The organism is Methylobacterium sp. E-066 (assembly GCF_022829635.1).
Lineage (GTDB): Bacteria > Pseudomonadota > Alphaproteobacteria > Rhizobiales > Beijerinckiaceae > Methylobacterium.
On sequence record NZ_JAKSYO010000156.1, the window covers coordinates 1 to 19,532 of the forward strand.

Consider the following 19,532-nt stretch of genomic DNA (forward strand, 5'->3'; position numbering starts at 1 on the left):
AGGAACGCCTGGACGCGATCCGTCGAAGGCGGCGAGAAGCGAATCCAGGAGGGCATCCCGATACTCGGACTCGACAGCCAGACGGTCCTCTAGGAGACGCAATCCCGCCGCCACGACCTCGGTCGCATCGCGAAACGGGCCGGTGGCGACCTCAGAGCCTGTTTGACCGGTCTATCCCAATCGTCCCCTCATCCTGAGGTGCTGCGCAGCAGCCTCGAAGGAGCCCTCCAGGGATCGCGCGGCTGGCTGGAGGGCTCCTTCGAGGGCTCCGCTCCGCTACGCCACCTCAGGATGAGGGCGAGAATGGGAAAGACCGGTCAAACAGGCTCTGAGGTCGCCACCGGCCGGTTTCGCGATGCGACCGAGGTCGTGGCGGCGGGATTGCGTCTCCTAGAGGACCGTCTGGCTGTCGAGTCCGAGTATCGGGATGCCCTCCTGGATTCGCTTCTCGCCGCCTTCGACGGATCGCGTCCAGGCGTTCCTGCGAAGGTCGTCTTTGACCGTTTGGACGAGCGGCACGCCCGTCGGGTCGAGCTTGAGCTAAGCCGTGTCGTGTCCGGCGGTACTTCTTGGATGGATCAGGGCAATTCGGCGAAGTCGGGCGATCCGCTCTGAAAAAGCTAGGCCATGCGTCCCAAGCCGTTCTCCCACGCCAGCCCTTGCCTGCGGCGGAAAAGTCGCGCTTCGGCTCTTGGCAGGCGGCTTGCAAGCCTCTATACACCGCGCCTTACGCATTTCATCCTCACGGAAGGAGACGGCCAATCGGCCGGTTTCCGCATGAAATGTCGCCCGGGCAACCGGGTGGCAGTGGCCGGCAGGATCCAGGGGGTGATGAGCCCCGCGGAGCCTTGTCCGGCCATGTCCTGTCCGAGACTGCAGGTGCCGGCTCGCCGGCTTAATCCACGCCCAGCCTGCACAGACGGGGAAGACCGAACTTAGGAAAAGCCTCGCTTCGGCAAACGCCGAGGAGGGGTGTCGGTTTGAACCAACTCACCCGAAACGACCCTCCGGGGCCCGTGCGGGGACAGGGCCGCGAAGCGTCGTTCGGACGTTCCCGGTCTCTTGAAGGCCGAGACCACGTCCGGGCGGCATGTGCAACCGGCGGGCCCGAGATCGGGTTCCGCCAACCGGAGAGAGCCCAGTGGACCGGACAGCAAAAGCTGACCTCGTCTCGACGCTCAACGGCGTGTTCAATCAGAGCGCCGTCGTCGTCGTGGCCCACTACAAGGGCCTCACGGTCGCCGACATGCAGAAGCTGCGCTCGCAGATGAAGCAGGCCGGCGCCACCGTGAAGGTCGCCAAGAACAGCCTCGCCGGCATCGCACTCGATGGTACGGACGTCGCCTCCATCAAGCCGCTCCTGAAGGGCCCGACCCTGCTCGCCTATTCGGGCGATCCGGTCGCCGCCGCCAAGGTCGCGGTGGATTTCGCCAAGACGAACGACAAGCTCGTGATTCTCGGCGGCGCGATGGGGAAGACAACCCTGAACCCGGACGGCGTGAAGGCTCTCGCCTCGCTCCCGTCCCTCGACGAACTGCGCGCCAAGATCGTGGGCCTCGTACAGGCGCCCGCGACCAAGATCGCCCAGGTCGTCAATGCGCCGGCGGCCAAGCTCGCCCGCGTGTTCGGGGCCTATGCCACCAAGGACGAGGCCGCCTGAGGCCCTTCAAAAACCATTCGTTCGAACCGATATCTGAGAGGAATAGAAAATGGCTGATCTTGCCAAGCTCGTCGACGACCTGTCCTCGCTGACCGTTCTCGAGGCCGCCGACCTGGCCAAGCTGCTCGAAGAGAAGTGGGGCGTCTCGGCTGCTGCCGCCGTCGCCGTCGCTGCCGGCCCGGCCGCCGGTGGCGCTGCCGCCGCCGTCGAGGAGCAGACCGAGTTCACCGTCGTGCTTGCCGCCGCTGGCGACAAGAAGATCGAGGTGATCAAGGAGGTCCGCGCGATCACCGGCCTCGGCCTCAAGGAGGCCAAGGATCTGGTCGAGGGCGCTCCGAAGCCGGTCAAGGAGAGCGTCACCAAGGACGAGGCCGAGAAGCTCAAGGCCCAGCTCGAGAAGGCCGGCGCCAAGGTCGAGCTCAAGTAAGTCGACGATGGGCCGGTTCCGGCCCATCACCCCACGGAGGTCCGCTTCGGGCCTGTCGTGACTGGAGCCCGCGGGTGCAGCACCCGCGGGCTTTAGGCCGCTTCGGCGGACGGCTCCGGACGGGAGCCTAGAGAGATTCGGTTCGGTGGCGCGGTCCGGCGGGGCGCGCGTTACGGCCCGGCGCGGGAGGTCCCTTTCGGGAACGCTTCCCCGGGCGCGAGGCACGCGGGATGGAGCGAGTTCACATGGCCAACACGCTGGTCGGTCGCAAGCGCATTCGGAAGTTCTTCGGCAAGATCAAGGAAGTCGCCGAGATGCCGAACCTCATCGAGGTTCAGAAGGCATCCTACGATCAGTTCCTCATGGTCGACGAGCCGGAGGGCGGCCGCGGCGATGAAGGCCTCCAGAGCGTGTTCAAGTCGGTGTTCCCGATCTCGGACTTCGCCTCGACGGCCCTGCTCGAATTCGTGCGCTACACGTTCGAGCAGCCGAAATACGATGTCGACGAGTGTCGCCAGCGCGGCATCACCTTCGCGGCGCCGCTGAAGGTGACGCTGCGGCTGATCGTGTTCGATGTCGATCCGGACACCCAGGCCAAGTCGGTCAAGGACATCAAGGAGCAGGACGTCTACATGGGCGACATGCCCCTGATGACGGAGAACGGCACCTTCATCGTCAACGGCACCGAGCGCGTCATCGTCTCGCAGATGCACCGCTCGCCGGGCGTGTTCTTCGACCACGACAAGGGCAAGACCCACTCCTCGGGCAAGCTCCTGTTCGCCGCCCGCATCATCCCGTATCGCGGCTCCTGGCTCGACGTCGAGTTCGACGCCAAGGACATCGTGCACGTCCGCATCGACCGCAAGCGCAAGCTGCCGGCGACGTCGCTGCTCTACGCGCTCGGCCTCGACGGCGAGGAGATCCTGGCGACCTTCTACAACCGCGTGGTCTACGACCGCGACGGCGCCGAGTGGCGCGTGCCGTTCGATCCCGAGCGGATGAAGGGCATGAAGGCCACCGTCGACCTGATCGACGCAGATTCCGGCGAGGTCGTGCTAGAGGCCGGCAAGAAGCTCAACGCCCGCAACGCCCGCCAGATCACCGACAAGGGCACCAAGTTCCTCAAGGCCACCGACGAGGATCTGGTCGGCCAGTACATCGCCGAGGATCTGGTCAACGCCGAGACCGGCGAGATCTGGGCCGAGGCCGGTGAGGAGATCTCCGAGAAGCTCCTGAAGAGCCTGGAAGAGGTCGGCATCACCGAGCTTCCGGTGCTCGACATCGACCACGTCAATGTCGGCCCCTACATCCGCAACACGCTGGCGGTGGACAAGAATTCCAACCGCGAGGGCGCGCTGTTCGACATCTACCGGGTCATGCGTCCCGGTGAGCCGCCGACGCTCGACACCGCCGAGGCGATGTTCCACTCGCTGTTCTTCGATTCCGAGCGCTACGACCTCTCCGCGGTCGGCCGCGTGAAGATGAACATGCGCCTCGACCTCGACGCCGCCGACACGGTCCGCACCCTCCGCAAGGAGGACATGCTGGCGGTGGTCAAGGCGCTGGTCGAGCTGCGTGACGGCAAGGGCGAGATCGACGACATCGATCACCTCGGCAACCGCCGGGTGCGCTCGGTCGGCGAGCTGATGGAGAACCAGTACCGCCTCGGGCTGCTCCGCATGGAGCGCGCGATCCGCGAGCGCATGAGCCAGGTCGATATCGACACGGTGATGCCGCAGGACCTGATCAACGCCAAGCCGGCGGCGGCGGCGGTGCGCGAGTTCTTCGGCTCGTCGCAGCTCTCGCAGTTCATGGACCAGACCAACCCGCTCTCCGAGGTGACGCACAAGCGCCGCCTCTCGGCGCTTGGCCCGGGCGGTCTGACCCGCGAGCGCGCCGGGTTCGAGGTGCGCGACGTGCACCCGACCCATTACGGCCGCATCTGCCCGATCGAGACGCCGGAAGGCCCGAATATCGGCCTGATCAACTCGCTGGCGACCTTCGCCCGGGTGAACAAGTACGGCTTCATCGAGACCCCTTTCCGCCGCGTGCGCGACGGCGTGGTCACCAATGAGGTCGCCTACCTCTCGGCCATGGAGGAGGCGAAGTACTACGTCGCCCAGGCCAACGCCCAGATGGACGAGAACAAGAAGCTGACGGAAGACCTCGTGGTCTGCCGCCGGGCCGGCGACGTGATCGTCGTGGGGCCTGAGCGCGTCGACCTTATGGACGTCTCGCCCAAGCAGCTCGTCTCGGTAGCCGCGGCGCTGATCCCGTTCCTAGAGAACGACGACGCCAACCGCGCCCTCATGGGCTCGAACATGCAGCGGCAGGCCGTGCCGCTGGTCCGCGCCGACGCGCCGTTCGTCGGCACCGGCATGGAGGCCGTGGTCGCCCGCGATTCCGGCGCGGCCATCGCGGCGCGCCGCTCCGGCATCGTCGATCAGGTGGACGCCACCCGTATCGTCATCCGAGCCACCGAAGAGGCCGACGCCACCAAGCCGGGCGTCGACATCTACCGCCTGCAGAAGTTCCAGCGCTCCAACCAGTCGACCTGCATCACGCAGAAGCCGCTGGTCCGCGTCGGCGAGCCGGTGAAGAAGGGCGAGATCATCGCCGACGGTCCGTCGACGGAATTCGGCGAGCTGGCGCTCGGCCGGAACGTGCTCGTCGCGTTCATGCCGTGGAACGGCTACAACTTCGAAGACTCGATCCTGCTCTCCGAGCGGATCGTGAAGGATGACGTGTTCACCTCGATCCACATCGAGGAGTTCGAGGTGATGGCCCGCGACACCAAGCTCGGGCCGGAGGAAATCACCCGCGACATCCCGAACGTTTCGGAGGAAGCGCTCAAGAACCTCGACGAGGCCGGCATCGTCTATATCGGTGCCGAGGTGAATGCCGGCGACATCCTGGTCGGCAAGATCACCCCGAAGGGCGAGAGCCCGATGACGCCGGAGGAGAAGCTCCTGCGCGCCATCTTCGGCGAGAAGGCCTCGGACGTGCGCGACACCTCCCTGCGGGTGCCGCCGGGCGTCACCGGCACGATCGTCGAGGTCCGCGTGTTCAACCGGCACGGCGTCGACAAGGACGAGCGCGCCCAGGCGATCGAGCGCGAGGAGATCGAGCGGCTCGCCAAGGACCGCGACGACGAGCAGGCGATCCTCGACCGCAACACCTACGCCCGCCTGGCGGATGTGCTGATCGGTCAGGCGCCGGTGGCCGGCCCGAAGGGCTTCAAGAAGGACACCACGCTCACCCGTGAGCTGATCAACGACTACCCGCGCTCGCAATGGTGGCAGTTCGCCGTCATCGAAGACCGTCTCATGACCGAGATGGAGGCGATGCAGAAGCAGTACGACGAGTCGAAGAAGCGCCTCGAGCAGCGCTTCCTCGACAAGGTCGAGAAACTGCAGCGCGGCGACGAGCTGCCCCCCGGCGTCATGAAGATGGTCAAGGTCTTCGTGGCGGTGAAGCGCAAGATCCAGCCGGGCGACAAGATGGCCGGCCGTCACGGCAACAAGGGTGTCGTGTCGCGGATCGTGCCGATCGAGGACATGCCGTTCCTGGAAGACGGGACCCATGCCGACATCGTGCTCAACCCGCTGGGCGTGCCCTCGCGCATGAACGTCGGCCAGATCCTGGAGACCCATCTGGGCTGGGCGGCTGCGGGCCTGGGTCGCAAGGTCTCGAAGGCGGTGGATGCCTATCTGAAGTCGCACGACATCGCGCCTCTGCGTCAGGAGATGGAGGCGATCTACTCCCCGGGCGAACTCGACGGCCTGACCGACGAGGAGCTGGCCGAGGCCGGCAACAACGTCCGTCGCGGCGTGCCGATGGCCACCCCGGTGTTCAACGGCGCCAAGGAGGCCGACATCGAGCAGATGCTCGAAATGGCCGGTCTCGACCGCTCGGCGCAGTCGACGCTCTACGATGGCCGCTCCGGCGAGCCCTTCGACCGCAAGGTGACGATGGGCTACATCTACATGCTGAAGCTGCACCACCTGGTGGACGACAAGATCCACGCCCGGTCGATCGGCCCGTACTCGCTCGTCACCCAGCAGCCGCTGGGCGGAAAGGCGCAGTTTGGCGGTCAGCGCTTCGGCGAGATGGAGGTCTGGGCGCTGGAGGCTTACGGCGCGGCCTACACACTGCAGGAGATGCTCACGGTGAAGTCGGACGACGTGGCCGGCCGCACCAAGGTCTACGAGGCGATCGTCCGCGGCGACGACACCTTCGAGGCCGGCATCCCCGAATCGTTCAACGTGCTCGTCAAGGAGATGCGCTCGCTCGGCCTCAACGTCGAGCTCACGTCCTCCAAGAAGGCCGCGAACGACCAGCTGGAGCCGCCGGCCGACGCCGCCGAGTAGCGGAGTCGCAACAACACCTCCCGTGGCGGCATCGAGCCGCCACGGTCGAGCGGGGAGGGGCGGGGCCTCCGGGTGACGACGGCCAGCGGCGCCTGAGCAGGGCGCGGCGCCGGATCTTTTACAGGACACGATGGCCCGGCGCGGGGCCACCGGCGTCAACAAGGAGCGGATCATGAACCAAGAGGTCATGAACCTTTTCAACCAGCAGGCCACGCCGGTCAGCTTCGATCAGATCAAGATTTCGATCTCGTCGCCGGAGAAGATCCTCTCCTGGTCGTACGGCGAGATCAAGAAGCCGGAGACCATCAACTACCGGACCTTCAAGCCCGAGCGCGACGGCCTGTTCTGCGCGCGCATCTTCGGGCCGATCAAGGATTACGAGTGCTTGTGCGGCAAGTACAAGCGCATGAAGTACAAGGGCGTCATCTGTGAGAAGTGCGGCGTCGAGGTGACGCTGGCGCGCGTCCGGCGTGACCGCATGGGCCATATCGAGCTGGCCGCCCCGGTCGCGCATATCTGGTTCCTGAAGTCGCTGCCCTCGCGCATCGGCCTGCTGCTCGACATGGCGCTCAAGGACCTTGAGCGGATCCTGTACTTCGAGTCCTACTGCGTCATCGAGCCGGGCCTCACCCCCCTGAAGGAGCGCCAGCTCCTCTCGGAGGAGGAGTACCTGCGCGCCCAGGAGGAGTACGGCGAGGACTCGTTCACCGCCATGATCGGCGCCGAGGCCATCCGGCGCATTCTGCAGGAACTCGACCTCGACAAGATCGCCAACGATCTGCGCGAGGAGATCGCGGTCACCACCTCGGAGCTGAAGCCGAAGAAGCTCCTGAAGCGCCTCAAGATCATCGAGGCGTTCCAGATGTCCGGCAACAAGCCGGAGTGGATGATCCTCACCGTCGTCCCGGTGATCCCGCCGGACCTGCGTCCGCTGGTCCCGCTGGATGGCGGCCGCTTCGCGACCTCCGACCTGAACGACCTGTATCGCCGCGTCATCAACCGCAACAACCGCCTGAAGCGGCTGATCGAGCTGCGCGCCCCCGACATCATCATCCGCAACGAGAAGCGGATGTTGCAGGAGGCCGTCGACGCGCTGTTCGACAACGGCCGCCGCGGCCGCGTCATCACGGGTGCCAACAAGCGTCCGCTGAAGTCGCTCGCCGACATGCTCAAGGGCAAGCAGGGCCGGTTCCGCCAGAACCTGCTCGGCAAGCGCGTCGACTATTCCGGCCGTTCGGTCATCGTGGTCGGCCCCGAGCTGAAGCTGCACCAGTGCGGCCTGCCGAAGAAGATGGCGCTGGAGCTGTTCAAGCCGTTCATCTACGCGCGGCTGGACGCCAAGGGCTTCTCCGCGACGGTGAAGCAGGCAAAGAAGCTCGTTGAAAAAGAAAAGCCGGAGGTCTGGGACATCCTCGATGAGGTGATCCGCGAGCACCCGGTGATGCTGAACCGCGCGCCGACGCTCCACCGCCTCGGCATCCAGGCCTTCGAGCCGAAGCTGATCGAGGGCAAGGCGATCCAGCTGCACCCGCTGGTCTGCGCCGCGTTCAACGCCGACTTCGACGGCGACCAGATGGCCGTGCACGTCCCGCTGTCGCTCGAGGCGCAGCTGGAAGCGCGCGTCCTGATGATGTCGACCAACAACATCCTGCACCCGGCCAATGGTCAGCCGATCATCGTGCCGTCGCAGGATATCGTGCTCGGCCTCTACTACCTGTCGATCGTGGCCGACGGCTCCAAGGGCGCGTTCAATCCGGACAACCCGAAGAACCCGATGCAGGGCGTCTTCGGCGACATGGGCGAGCTGGAGCACGCGTTGGCGGCCAAGACCGTGTCGCTGCACACCAAGATCCGGTGGCGCTGGAACGGCATCGGCCCGGATGGCGAGCCGCTGACCAAGACCTACGACACCACCCCCGGCCGGGTGATCCTGTCCGGCGCACTGCCGAAGCACGCCAAGGTTCCCTTCGACGTCGTCAACAAGCTGATGACCAAGAAGGAAATCTCGGCGATGATCGACACCGTCTACCGCCACTGCGGTCAGAAGGAGTCGGTGATCTTCTGTGATCGGATCATGGCGCTCGGCTTCAACCACGCGTTCAAAGCCGGCATCTCGTTCGGCAAAGACGACATGGTCGTGCCGGACAACAAGTGGTCGATTGTCGACACCACACGCACGCTCGTGAAGGACTACGAGCAGCAGTACAACGACGGCCTGATCACCCAGGGCGAGAAGTACAACAAGGTCGTCGACGCCTGGGCCAAGTGCTCGGACAAGCTGGCCGCCGAGATGATGAACCGCATCTCGAGCGTCCAGAAGGATGAGAACGGCGCCGACAAGCAGGTCAACTCGATCTACATGATGAGCCACTCGGGTGCCCGTGGCTCGCCCGCCCAGATGAAGCAGCTCGCCGCCATGCGCGGCCTGATGGCCAAGCCCTCGGGCGAGATCATCGAGACGCCGATCATCTCGAACTTCAAGGAAGGTCTGGACGTGCTGGAGTACTTCAACTCCACGCACGGCGCCCGTAAGGGCCTCGCCGACACCGCCCTGAAGACCGCCAACTCCGGCTACCTGACCCGCCGCCTCGTTGACGTGGCCCAGGACGCCGTGATCCGCGAGGTGGATTGCGGCACGACCAACGGCATCAAGATGCGCGCCATCGTGGATGCCGGCCAGGTCGTGGCGACGCTGGCGACCCGTATCCTCGGCCGTGCCACCGCCGAGGATCTGGTGTCGGCCGACGGCACGGTGATCGTGAAGACCGGCGAGACCATCGAGGAGAAGCACCTGCCCGCCATCCAGGCGGCCGGGATCCAGGAGGTGAAGATCCGCTCCGTGCTGGTCTGCGCCACCCGGAGCGGCGTCTGCGCCACCTGCTACGGGCGCGATCTCGCCCGTGGCACGCCCGTCAACATGGGCGAGGCGGTCGGCGTCATCGCGGCGCAGTCGATCGGCGAGCCGGGCACCCAGCTCACGATGCGCACCTTCCACATCGGTGGTGCCGCGCAGATCGCCGACTCGTCGTTCATCGAGTCGAGCTTCGAGGGCACGATCAAGGTCCGCAACCGGGCGATCGCCAAGAACTCGGACGGGGACCTGATCGCCACCGGTCGGAACGTGGCCGTGGTCATCGTCGGCTCCGACGGGGTCGAGCGGGCGGTCCACCGCCTGCAATACGGCGCCAAGCTCCGGGTCGACGAGGGCGACAAGATCAAGCGCGGCCAGCGGATCGCCGAGTGGGACCCCTACACCCGTCCGATCCTCACCGAGGTCGACGGCATCGTGGCCTACGAGGACTTGGTCGACGGCCAGTCGATGACCGAGACCACCGACGAGTCGACCGGCATCGCCAAGCGCGTCGTCGTCGATTGGCGCGGTTCGGCCCGGACCTCGGACCTGAAGCCCGCGATGGTCGTGGTCGACAAGGAAGGCAAGGCGCTCAAGCTGCCGCGCGGCTCGGACGCCCGCTACTTCCTGCCGGTCGATGCCATCATCGGCTTCGATCCCGGCGCCAAGGTCAATGCCGGCGACATCCTGGCCCGCGTCTCGACCGACTCGGCCAAGACCCGCGACATCACCGGCGGTCTGCCGCGGGTGGCGGAGCTGTTCGAGGCACGGCGCCCGAAGGACGCGGCGATCATCGCCGAGAAGTCGGGCACCATCGCGTTCGGCCGCGACTACAAGAACAAGCGTCGGCTCACGCTGACGCCGCATGACGGCTCCGAGGCGGTGGAGTACTTGATCCCGAAGGGCAAGCACATCCACCTGCAGGACGGCGACGTGGTGGAACTCGGCGATTACATCGTCGACGGAAACCCGGCGCCGCACGACATCCTGGCGATCAAGGGCGTGGAGGAACTCGCGGCCTACCTCGTCAACGAGATCCAGGAGGTCTACCGGCTGCAGGGCGTGTCGATCAACGACAAGCACATCGAGGTGATCGTCCGGCAGATGCTGCAGAAGGTCGAAGTCACCGACGGTGGTGATTCGGACATCCTCGCGGGTGACCAGATCGACCGTACGGAGCTGACCGAGTTCAACGAGAAGCTGCTTGCCGAGGGCAAGAAGCCGATCCAGGGCGTGCCGGTTCTGCTCGGCATCACCAAGGCGTCGCTGCAGACGAAGTCGTTCATCTCGGCGGCCTCGTTCCAGGAGACCACCCGGGTGCTCACCGAAGCCGCGGTCAACGGCAAGGTCGACCATCTGGAAGGCCTCAAGGAGAACGTCATCGTCGGCTCGCTCATCCCGGCGGGCACCGGCTCGATGGTGGCCGACATCCGCGCCGTGGCGCGGCGTCGCGACGCGATGATCCTGCAGCAGAAGCAGGCCGGCAGCGCCGTGGATCCGATGGAAGGATTGCCGCCCGCCGCCGAGTGATCGGATCGGGAGCGTGAATGCAGGAAAGGGCGGCCTCCGGGCCGCCCTTTTCTTTTGCCGGCAGACGTTTGATGCCGCTTGCTTGCGATGGTTCTCCAAGCTCTGGGGCTCTGCCCCAGAACCCCGCCAAAGGGCTGCGAGCCCTTTGGAAACCCGGTTTCTTTTTGGATGGGATCTCAGCCGGCTACGAAGACCAGCACGGCGGCCTTGCGCCCGGCGAGCCGGCGCAGCCGGTGCGGCAGGCCCGCATCGTAAGTAGCGCAATCGCCCGTTCTCAGCGCGATGAGGCGGTCCGCCACCGCCAGCTCGACCTCACCCTCCAACACGTAGGCGATCTCCTGGCCGCCATGGCTTGGCCGATCCTGGGTGAGGAACGCGTCGCCCGGCTCGACGATGTAAAGCGCCCCGGCCCGGCCGGCGGCACCGGGCACGAGGGCCTGCACCCCGTAGCTCGGGTCCTGGACCACGGCGCGGTCCTCCCGCCGCACCACCACCAGGTCGGCAGCCCCGGCCGATTCGCCGAACAGCTCCGCCATCTGAGCGCCCAGCGCGCGGGCGATCGCCTCTAGAGTCCCGACGGAGGGCGCCTTCTCGCCGCGCTCGATCCGGGACAGATGTCCCTTGTGGATACCGGCGGCGGCGGCCAGCGCTTCGAGGGTCAGGCCGCGGCGGTGGCGAAAGGCACGGATACGGCCGGCGAGGATCGACATGACGGGACCATGCCGCTTGCCCAGCGGGCGGGCAACCTTTATGCCTTCGGACAACAGGTTGTCCAGAGCGGAGGGCTTGAGGCCCTCGGAGCTGGTCGGCTTCGAACCGGATCCGGTCCATGCCTATCGCTCTCGTTATCCGCCATGTGGCTTTCGAGGATCTCGGCGCCTTCGCCGCGCCGATCGCGACGGCGGGCTACACCATCCAGTATCGGGAGGCGGGGCTCGATGAGCTGACGCCGGAGGACGCCCAGGACGCCGACCTGCTCGTCGTCCTCGGAGGCCCGATCGGTGCCGACCAAGACGACCTCTATCCGTTCCTGCACGGCGAGCGCGAAGCCCTGCGCGCTCGGCTCGCGGCCGGCGCGACGACCCTCGGGATCTGTCTCGGCGCCCAGCTCATGGCCGCCGCCCTCGGAGCCCGGGTCGCTCCCGGTCCTGGCAAGGAGATCGGCTGGGCCCCGGTGGAGCTGACCGATCGCGGCCGTGCCGGCCCGTTGCGGCATCTCGAACACGTGCCGGTGCTGCACTGGCACGGCGACGCGTTCGATCTTCCGCCCGGCGCCGATCGCCTGGCCGCGACGCGGCTCTGCCCCCATCAGGCCTTCGCGCTCGGTCGGCATGGGCTGGGCTTCCAGTTTCACCCGGAAGCGGACGGGCAGGGTTTCGAGCGTTGGCTGATCGGCCACGCGGTCGAGATCGCGGCGACGCCGGGCGTGTCGGTGCCGGCCCTGCGCGACGATGCGCGCCGGCTCGGTCCAGGCGCCGCCGAGGCGGGACGGCGCTGCCTCGGCGAATGGCTGGGCGGACTCGCATGACCGGCGGCGCGACGGATGTCACCATCGACGCGGTGCTGGCCGGGCCGAGCGCGCCGCTGGGCACGACGGGCTCTTTCAGCGCTATCGTCAAGGCGCCCCTCGACGGCCCGATCGCGGTCGGCCCCAACGGGCTGGAGGGCGACGAGCAGGCGGACCGGCGCCATCACGGCGGCCCCGAGAAGGCCGTGCACCACTACGCGTTCGATCATTACACCGGGTGGCGGCAGGACTTGCCAGACGCCGAGCCGGCGCTCCTCGCGCGGCCCGGAGCCTTCGGCGAGAACCTGTCGACCGCCGGCCTGACCGAGACGGACATCTGCGTCGGCGATCTGTGGCGCGCCGGGTCGGTCCTGCTCCAGGTCAGCCAGGCCCGGCAGCCCTGCTGGAAGCTCAATCACCGTTTCGGAGCCGCCGACATGGCCCGCAGGGTTCAGGCGAGCGGGCGGACCGGCTGGTACTACCGCGTCGTGGAGCCGGGCGTCATCGCGGCGGGCGACCGTCTCCGCATGATCGAACGGCCGCATCCGGCCTGGCCCCTCGCGCGGCTCCTGCGCGCCTTCTACGTGGACCGGCTGGATCGGGACGCCCTCGCAGGCATCGCGGAACTCGACGCGCTGTCGCCGTCCTGGCGGGCGCTGGCCCGGCGGCGCCTCGAGCGCGGCGTGGTCGAGGATTGGGCGGCGCGACTCGAGTCCCCCGGCGGCTGAGACCGGCGCGGGCGGCCGCTCCGTCCCCTTTCGGACGAGCGCCGGCCGTCGCGCTTAACCCGACCTCAACCATACCGGCCGATAAATCCCGGACCGCACCGGAACCGCCGTGATCGGCGCCCAGGATCGCGGATGGGGCTGATCGGAACGGGTCTGTAGCCGTGCGTGCGAGACGAGGACGACGGGAATCGAGCCTGCGCTGGCTCTCGGCCGCCTTCACGCCCTGGCTGGCGGGGCTCGGCCTGCTAGTCTCGTTCACGGCCGATGCCGGGACCGAGAACGCGATCGGATCGAGCCGGCTCGGGGCGATCGATGCCTTCACGGTGCCGGCCCTGCCGCCCGGCACCGCGCTGATCGGATCCGCCCTGCGGCGCAGCGCCGATGAGCCGCTCCAGGCGGTGCTCAAGACCGGCGCGCACGTCTTCCCGGTGGTCCAGCGCCAGGCCAAGGGCGATCCGTCCCAGCCGCCGGCCGCGAGCTTCGCCCGCCGCGCTGCCGCCTTGCGCGAGACCGGGGCCGCCCTGGTGTTCGGCGACGTCACCGGCAGCGTCAGCGGCGTGCTGAGCGCGGGCTCGGCGGTCTGGGATCCTGAGGCCGAGCCGGAGGCCGGCTTCGTGCCGGTGCCCGATCTCGGCCTGACCACCGGCTCCGGCAGCGCCGCCTCCACGGGCGAGGGCAGCGCCGACCTCACCGAGGATGGCGAAACCGAGCGCCGCTACGACGGCTCGACCCCGCCCGTGCCTCGGGCCGTGGCCCTGTCCTCGACCACGCCGGCGCCGGCCGACGCGATCCCGATCGAGGTGGCGGCCGCGAGCCTGGCGCTGCCCGATTTCGCGATCCGTCCCGATCGCCCGGAGATTCTGCAATCGGTCCCGGAGGATGCCCGCCGGCGCTACGCCGACTTGATCGATCCGGACTCCCTCGACAAGGAGCAGCGCTGCCTGTCGGAAGCCGTGTATTTCGAGGCCCGCAGCGAATCCGAGGCCGGCCGGGCCGCCGTGGCCCAGGTCGTGCTCAACCGCGTGAAGAGCGGCCTCTATCCGAGCAGCGTCTGCGGCGTCGTCTACCAGAACCGGCACCATTACATGGGCTGCCAGTTCTCCTTCGCCTGCGAGGGCAAATCCCTGCGCATCACCGATGCCGGCGCCTGGGAATCGGCGACCCGGATCGCCCGCTCGGTGATCGAGGGCCGGACCTATCTGGCCGAGGTCGGCGCCGCGACCCACTACCACGCCGACTACGTGCGGCCGGGCTGGGCGCGCCGCCTGCGCAAGATGGATGTCATCGGGCGGCACATTTTCTACCAGCTCAAGCCCGGGCAGACCTGAGCGGCCGGCATCAACAAGGGCTTTTGCTGTTTTCTCGTAGGGGTTTGCATTCGTGGGCTGAGGCCCACATACTGTAAGCGAGAGCCCGCGGGGGGCCACCCGCGGACCCTCTTATTGGGTAGCCAGCCAGCTAAGTGTTACGCGAGCCCGAGCGTGATGGTCACAGACCACTCACCGCTCGGGTTCCTCGTAATGGTGATCCGCAAGAGCGGAATCATCAGCACATCGCTCAACCCCTTCCCGTCTGCCTACTCGAACGACAGCGGTCGGCTATTCCGCCGTAAGCGCCGGTGGCCCGGTGCCTTCGTGACGGGAGGGTTGCGCCCAACGGGGCCACGGTAGCGAGGGCGTTTGCGCCTGTCACTTGTCCAGGGCCGGCATCCCCTGTCGAACCCATGGTGTCATGCCGCCGCGGCGGACGGCCGCTCGGTCATCGTGCGCTGGCCGATCCGATCAAGTGTGGAATGTTATCCGCGGCATCGGCCCGGAAACCGGATTTGGGTCGATGCTGTCGGTCTTTGGCTTCACATCATCTTTTCCGAGAATCGGTGGTCGCGTTCCTGGGTCGTTGCTCTAAGTATTCAGTAACTACGCAGTCGGGATCGAGGGTTAATTTTACCTTCATTTCGAACTCTGCTTGCGAACCGGGCAACGACTCTGGTCTGTAGTGCGTCGAGACGAGCGCCGCCTTTGCGCAGCATCTCGCCCGTACCGCGTACCAGAGGACTTCCATGACCGCGCCGGTCGCACGCTCAACCCTTCTCGCCGCCGTCTTCGGCGGCCTGCTGTTCGCCGCCCCCGCGCAGGCCGGCGGCTGCTACGGCTCCGAATGCTACCGCCACGTCACGACGCCGCCGGTCTACGACACCGTGCAGGAGAACGTGCTGGTGCGGCCGCCGCGCACGGTCTATCGCACCACGCCGCCCGTCTACGACACGGTATCCGAGCGCGTGATGGTCTCGCCCGGCGGCCGCTTCTGGCAGACCAGCCGCGGTCCCGGCGGCGAGCTGATCGGCTGCTGGGTCACGACGCCGCCGCGCTTCGCTCTGCGCACCCGGACCGTGCTGGTGCGGCCCGCCCAGTCGATCCCCGAGACGATCCCGCCGGAATACGCCACCGTCTCCCGGCGCGTCCTGGTGGCGCCGGCCCGCTCCGGCTGGGTGCCGGCAGGTGGCGGTGGGTATGGCGGCGGCTACGGGGGCGGTTATCGCGCCGCGTCCTATGGCGGCCCGCTGGTCGGCTCGATCCCGGATGCCGTGGGCATCACCGGCGCCAGCTCGGCGGATGTCGGTGTCGGCCTCGGCTTCTCGACGGGCAGCCTCTACGACGGCTACTGATCCCGGCCGGCTTGATTCCGGACGTCCCGGCGACACCTCTTCACAAAGATAAGGGAGGCGGCGATGGGGACGTTTAAGGCCTGGGTGGTCGACAAGGGCGAGGCCGGGCAGAGCCTGGCCTTCCGGGATTTCGACGAGGCCGACCTGATGGACGGCGACGTCACCGTCCGGGTGACGCACTCGACCCTGAACTACAAGGACGGGCTCGCGCTCACCGGCACGTCGCCGGTGGTGCGCCGCTTCCCGATGATCCCCGGCATCGATTTCGCCGGGATCGTCGAGACCTCGGACCACCCCGAATACAAGCTGGGCGATTCTGTCGTCCTCACCGGCTGGGGCGTTGGCGAGACGCATCTCGGCGCCTATGCCGAGCGCGCCCGGGTCAAGGGCGACTGGCTGGTGCCGCTGCCCCAGGGTCTCACGCCCGAGCAGGCCATGGCGATCGGCACCGCGGGCTACACCGCGATGCTGTGCCGGATCGCCCTCGACGCCCACGGGCTGACGCCGGAGCAGGGCCCCGTGATCGTCACCGGCGCCTCGGGCGGCGTCGGCTCGGTGGCGGTGGCTTTGCTGGCCCGGGCGGGCTGGCACGTGATCGCCTCCACGGGCCGCGACGGCGAGGCCGATTACCTCAAGGGCCTCGGCGCCGCCGAAATCCTGGACCGGGCGGAGCTGTCCAAGCCCGGCAAGCCGCTCGGCAAGGAGCGCTGGGCGGCGGGCGTCGATGCCGTCGGCTCGACCACCCTGGCCAACGTGCTGGCCCAGACCAAGGCCGACGGGGCGGTCGCCGCCTGCGGTCTCGCCCAGGGCATGGATCTGCCGACCTCCGTGGCGCCGTTCATTCTGCGCGGCGTCTCCCTGCTCGGGATCAACAGCGTCACCACCCCGCAAAAGAAGCGCCGCGAGGCCTGGGCGCGCCTCGCCCGGGAACTCGATCTCGACAAGCTCGCCAGCATGACGAGCCGGGTCCGCCTGGAGGAGGTCGGCCGGCTCGGCGCGGAGATTTTGGCCGGCCGGATCCGCGGCCGGACCGTGGTGGAGGTGGGCTAAAGGCTCTTCACAAAGCGGCCGGTGCCCGAGCGAATTCCTGTGCAACGACGTACCCATGCACAATAATCGGCGAGAGCGACTACGATACCGTCCGGATAATCTGCACGCCGACAAAGCCCGCGACGCTCGACCGTGCCGATGCGAGTGCCAGGCGCGCATCGCTCGGCGTGACGCGTACAAGACCCCAGTTCAACCGCTTCTGCCGCGGGCCTGTCCGTTACGAGCGACGCGTCGATATCTACGAGGCCTTCACTGGCCTCGCTACCCTCAACCAAATTAGGTGGTTCTATTAGACGCTCTAAGCAGGTAATGTCGTAGATCGCTTAAATTTTTTGATGTTGATCAAGTGGCGCGCAATATAAGTGGTGTCGCTCGATTTTATTAAGCCGTGGAAGGCCGAGCCTATCGTGGAAGCTGGTCGTTCGGTAAATCGAGCGACAGCGCGAACTTGGCATTCAAGGCATGAATTCTAGCTCTTAGACGCTCAGTCGTTTGAACAAAATGATCGTCAAATTTTTTCGGATAAGCTACGCCATTCTCTTTAGATAGTTGATCCGGCACGGCTCCTTGCTCCGATGAAGCGGCGTACCAATCAAAAATTATTGAAGAAGTAAAAAATTCTACGATGTAGTCAGGCATGGATGTACCTTCTATGAGGTGACTGTTCTCTATAATAATATTTCTTATTATTTCATCTTGGTCTCTGAACAATTTTTTGACATTCATATTTTTGTCTTGCAGTTTTCCAGCCATCCAAAGATCAAATATTTGCTTCTGGCTCTTCAAATACCCGTAAACGGGCCCATATAAAATAGATAGCTGCCTTTCCCTAAATTCCAGCTCACGTTTCATCAAATACTCTGAGCGTGATACTCTTTGCTCTATCTCTCTAGTAAGCAGTGTATTTGCTTCTAATTGCTCTTTGAGAAATTTTGCGTCCGATCTTGTTGCTAAATTTCGAAATCGGATTGCGGAATATGCTCCAATCGCGCCAGCTAAAATAGTACCAACGCCACGGATTAAATCATATAATAAGTTCGCATTCTTCGGTATCGACGGAAAAAACTCAAGCATCCCAGTATTCGCCCGCTGCTTCGATTTTTAATACATGCACCTAGAGAGATCAGAGTCAATGACCGGGTTCTACGGCGGCCGCAACATGTACGAGTTGCGCTAGGACGAGAAAGATGACTTAGAGCCTCTCACAAAACGCCCTCTGCACTGTCGTGTGCAGGGGCGCCCAGTGACGGCGTTTTGTCGGAGGCTCTAAAGACTCTTCCGGGCCTGGAGCAGGTAGCTCAACGGCAGCAGCCGGCCGGCGGCGAGGGCGTCGTGGGCGGTCGTGCTGATGTTGTCCGGCAACTCCTGGAACCGCTCGATCGCGAGACCGGCGCCGATCAGGCTCTCGATCACCTGGCTCATGGGATGCACGAACCAGTAATGCGGTCCGACCCGCGGCGCCGGACCATCCCCGTACACGATGGCGTTCTCGCCGACGAAGGGCGTATCGCGAAAATAGGAGTGCCGGACGAGGAGCGGTGGCTCCTGCTTCGGCTCGAATAGATTCGCGACCGGGTGCTCTTCGTGAATGAGGATTCGGCCGCCGGGGCGCAGCAGGCGCGCGGGGACCGCCATGAACCGGGCGAGGTCGGGCATCCAGCCGAACACGCCGATCGTGACCACTACGAGGTCGAAGCTGCCGTCGTATTGCGCATCGATCGCGTGCACGTCGCCGGCGACGAACCGGCAGGCGCGCCCGGCGGTCCGGGCGAGCTCCCGGGCCTGATCCAGGAAGGCTTCCGATTGGTCGAACCCGGTTGCCGCCCGGGCGCCGAGATTCATCAGGGATACGGTCTCCCGGCCGTTGTTGCAGCAGAGCTGCGCGACATTGCTGTGTTCGAGCCCGATCGCGCGCAAAGCGTCTTCCATCGGCGGACGGAACCAAGAGAAGTCCGGGTAGTGCGCGAAGTTGTGCGCAAGTCGATCCCAGGATGGGTCGTCGCGGTGAAGCGGAGCCGAGGCATCTCAGGCTTTCCGGTTGGCCGCGATGGCGTCGGCAAAGGACGGAGATGACATCGGCTGTTCCGCAAGATACTTCCGAGATCGTGATCTTTGCACGATCATCGCTCAACACGGAATGGAGAAGCTTCGATCTTGCTTGCGGGGCTGCGCGGGGCGGCTTGATCGGGACACCGGCGAGCGAACTCAGAGCAGGCATGTCGGCGGACGGCTGGAACCGTTGCCGTTCCGGCTGCATTGCTTCCCTTATGAGTGTCGCATTCGTCAAAGAGCCCGAAGGCGGAGAAGCCTTCGAGAACCTGCCCGACCGCCCCATCTCGCCCCATACGAACTTCGTTACCCCCGAGGGGCTGGCGCAGATCGAGGGAGAGGTCGCACGCCTGGAGCGGGAACTGACCACCCTGGACCACGCCGACAAGGCGGAGGATTCCCGGATCGGACGGGATCTACGCTACTGGCTCGCCCGCAAGAACACCGCGCAGCTGGTCGAGCCGATCGACGGCCAGACGGTGCATTTCGGTGCCACCGTCACGATCCTGCGCGAGGACGAATCCGGCAAGGAGACCCGGCAGACCTTCCGCATCGTCGGCGAGGACGAGGCGGACCCGCACAAAGGCTCGATCTCCTACGTGGCGCCGCTGGCCCAGGCGATCACCGGCAAGACCGTTGGCGACGTGGTCGAGGTCAACGGCCACGAGGTCGAGGTGGTTGAGATTCGCGCCTGA

At 66.1% G+C, this 19,532-nt stretch carries 14 protein-coding genes and 2 pseudogenes; 12 read left to right on the forward strand and 4 right to left on the reverse strand.

The features are described 5' to 3' along the window. Positions 1-144, reverse strand: a pseudogene (locus tag MKL20_RS33295) (hypothetical protein); the annotation flags it as partial. 159 nt (positions 145-303) lie between these two features. Here MKL20_RS33295 and MKL20_RS21155 point away from each other — a divergent pair. The 5 genes from MKL20_RS21155 to rpoC all read left to right on the forward strand — a co-directional run bounded on the left by MKL20_RS21155 (position 304) and on the right by rpoC (position 10,838). After that, the gene (locus tag MKL20_RS21155; RefSeq protein ID WP_244038324.1) at positions 304-615 is read left to right on the forward strand and encodes a type II toxin-antitoxin system ParD family antitoxin; all 312 of its coding nucleotides are present in this window, start codon (positions 304-306) and stop codon (positions 613-615) included. Positions 616-1,141: 526 nt separating this feature from the next. Next, positions 1,142-1,660: a 50S ribosomal protein L10 gene (gene rplJ / locus MKL20_RS21160; RefSeq protein WP_007566048.1), complete on the forward strand. Its 519-nt coding sequence runs from the start codon at positions 1,142-1,144 to the stop codon at positions 1,658-1,660. Between the two features lie 49 nt (positions 1,661-1,709). Continuing rightward, positions 1,710-2,087 carry a 50S ribosomal protein L7/L12 gene (rplL, locus tag MKL20_RS21165; RefSeq protein WP_243962133.1) on the forward strand — a complete coding sequence of 126 codons (378 nt, stop codon included), beginning with the start codon at positions 1,710-1,712 and terminating at the stop codon, positions 2,085-2,087. Between the two features lie 245 nt (positions 2,088-2,332). After that, on the forward strand, positions 2,333-6,457 hold the full coding sequence (gene rpoB / locus MKL20_RS21170) for a DNA-directed RNA polymerase subunit beta (protein ID WP_243962132.1): 4,125 nt from the start codon (positions 2,333-2,335) through the stop codon (positions 6,455-6,457). 172 nt (positions 6,458-6,629) lie between these two features. Next, the gene (gene rpoC, locus MKL20_RS21175; protein ID WP_243962131.1) at positions 6,630-10,838 is read left to right on the forward strand and encodes a DNA-directed RNA polymerase subunit beta'; all 4,209 of its coding nucleotides are present in this window, start codon (positions 6,630-6,632) and stop codon (positions 10,836-10,838) included. 176 nt (positions 10,839-11,014) lie between these two features. On the opposite strand, the gene MKL20_RS21180 is transcribed toward rpoC, so the two are convergent. Further along, positions 11,015-11,602 carry a helix-turn-helix domain-containing protein gene (locus MKL20_RS21180; protein ID WP_244038325.1) on the reverse strand — a complete coding sequence of 196 codons (588 nt, stop codon included), beginning with the start codon at positions 11,600-11,602 and terminating at the stop codon, positions 11,015-11,017. A 65-nt stretch (positions 11,603-11,667) separates the two neighbouring features. Here MKL20_RS21180 and MKL20_RS21185 point away from each other — a divergent pair, with 65 nt between their 5' ends. The 6 genes and pseudogenes from MKL20_RS21185 to MKL20_RS21210 form a co-directional block, all read left to right on the forward strand. After that, entirely contained in the window at positions 11,668-12,366 is a 699-nt protein-coding gene (locus MKL20_RS21185) for a glutamine amidotransferase (protein WP_244038326.1), read from the forward strand. After that, positions 12,363-13,073, forward strand: a complete 711-nt coding sequence (locus MKL20_RS21190; RefSeq protein ID WP_244038327.1) for an MOSC domain-containing protein — start codon at positions 12,363-12,365, stop codon at positions 13,071-13,073. Before MKL20_RS21185 ends, MKL20_RS21190 begins: the two co-directional genes overlap by 4 nt. A 227-nt stretch (positions 13,074-13,300) precedes the next feature. Beyond that, positions 13,301-14,401, forward strand: a complete 1,101-nt coding sequence (locus MKL20_RS21195) for a cell wall hydrolase (RefSeq protein WP_244038417.1) — start codon at positions 13,301-13,303, stop codon at positions 14,399-14,401. Between the two features lie 731 nt (positions 14,402-15,132). After that, positions 15,133-15,738: a hypothetical protein gene (locus MKL20_RS21200; RefSeq protein ID WP_244038328.1), complete on the forward strand. Its 606-nt coding sequence runs from the start codon at positions 15,133-15,135 to the stop codon at positions 15,736-15,738. A 63-nt stretch (positions 15,739-15,801) separates the two neighbouring features. After that, positions 15,802-16,788 carry an MDR family oxidoreductase gene (locus MKL20_RS21205; RefSeq protein WP_244038329.1) on the forward strand — a complete coding sequence of 329 codons (987 nt, stop codon included), beginning with the start codon at positions 15,802-15,804 and terminating at the stop codon, positions 16,786-16,788. Between the two features lie 52 nt (positions 16,789-16,840). Beyond that, positions 16,841-17,081 (forward strand): annotated as a pseudogene (locus MKL20_RS21210) (IS5/IS1182 family transposase); the annotation flags it as partial. A gap of 109 nt (positions 17,082-17,190) precedes the next feature. On the opposite strand, the gene MKL20_RS21215 reads toward MKL20_RS21210, so the two are convergent. Then, a complete protein-coding gene (locus MKL20_RS21215; RefSeq protein ID WP_244038330.1) occupies positions 17,191-17,862 on the reverse strand; it encodes a hypothetical protein in 672 nt (223 codons plus the stop codon). 192 nt (positions 17,863-18,054) lie between these two features. After that, a complete protein-coding gene (locus MKL20_RS21220) occupies positions 18,055-18,717 on the reverse strand; it encodes a class I SAM-dependent methyltransferase (protein ID WP_244038331.1) in 663 nt (220 codons plus the stop codon). A 338-nt stretch (positions 18,718-19,055) separates the two neighbouring features. Here MKL20_RS21220 and greA point away from each other — a divergent pair, with 338 nt between their 5' ends. Continuing rightward, positions 19,056-19,532, forward strand: a complete 477-nt coding sequence (greA, locus tag MKL20_RS21225) for a transcription elongation factor GreA (protein WP_244038418.1) — start codon at positions 19,056-19,058, stop codon at positions 19,530-19,532.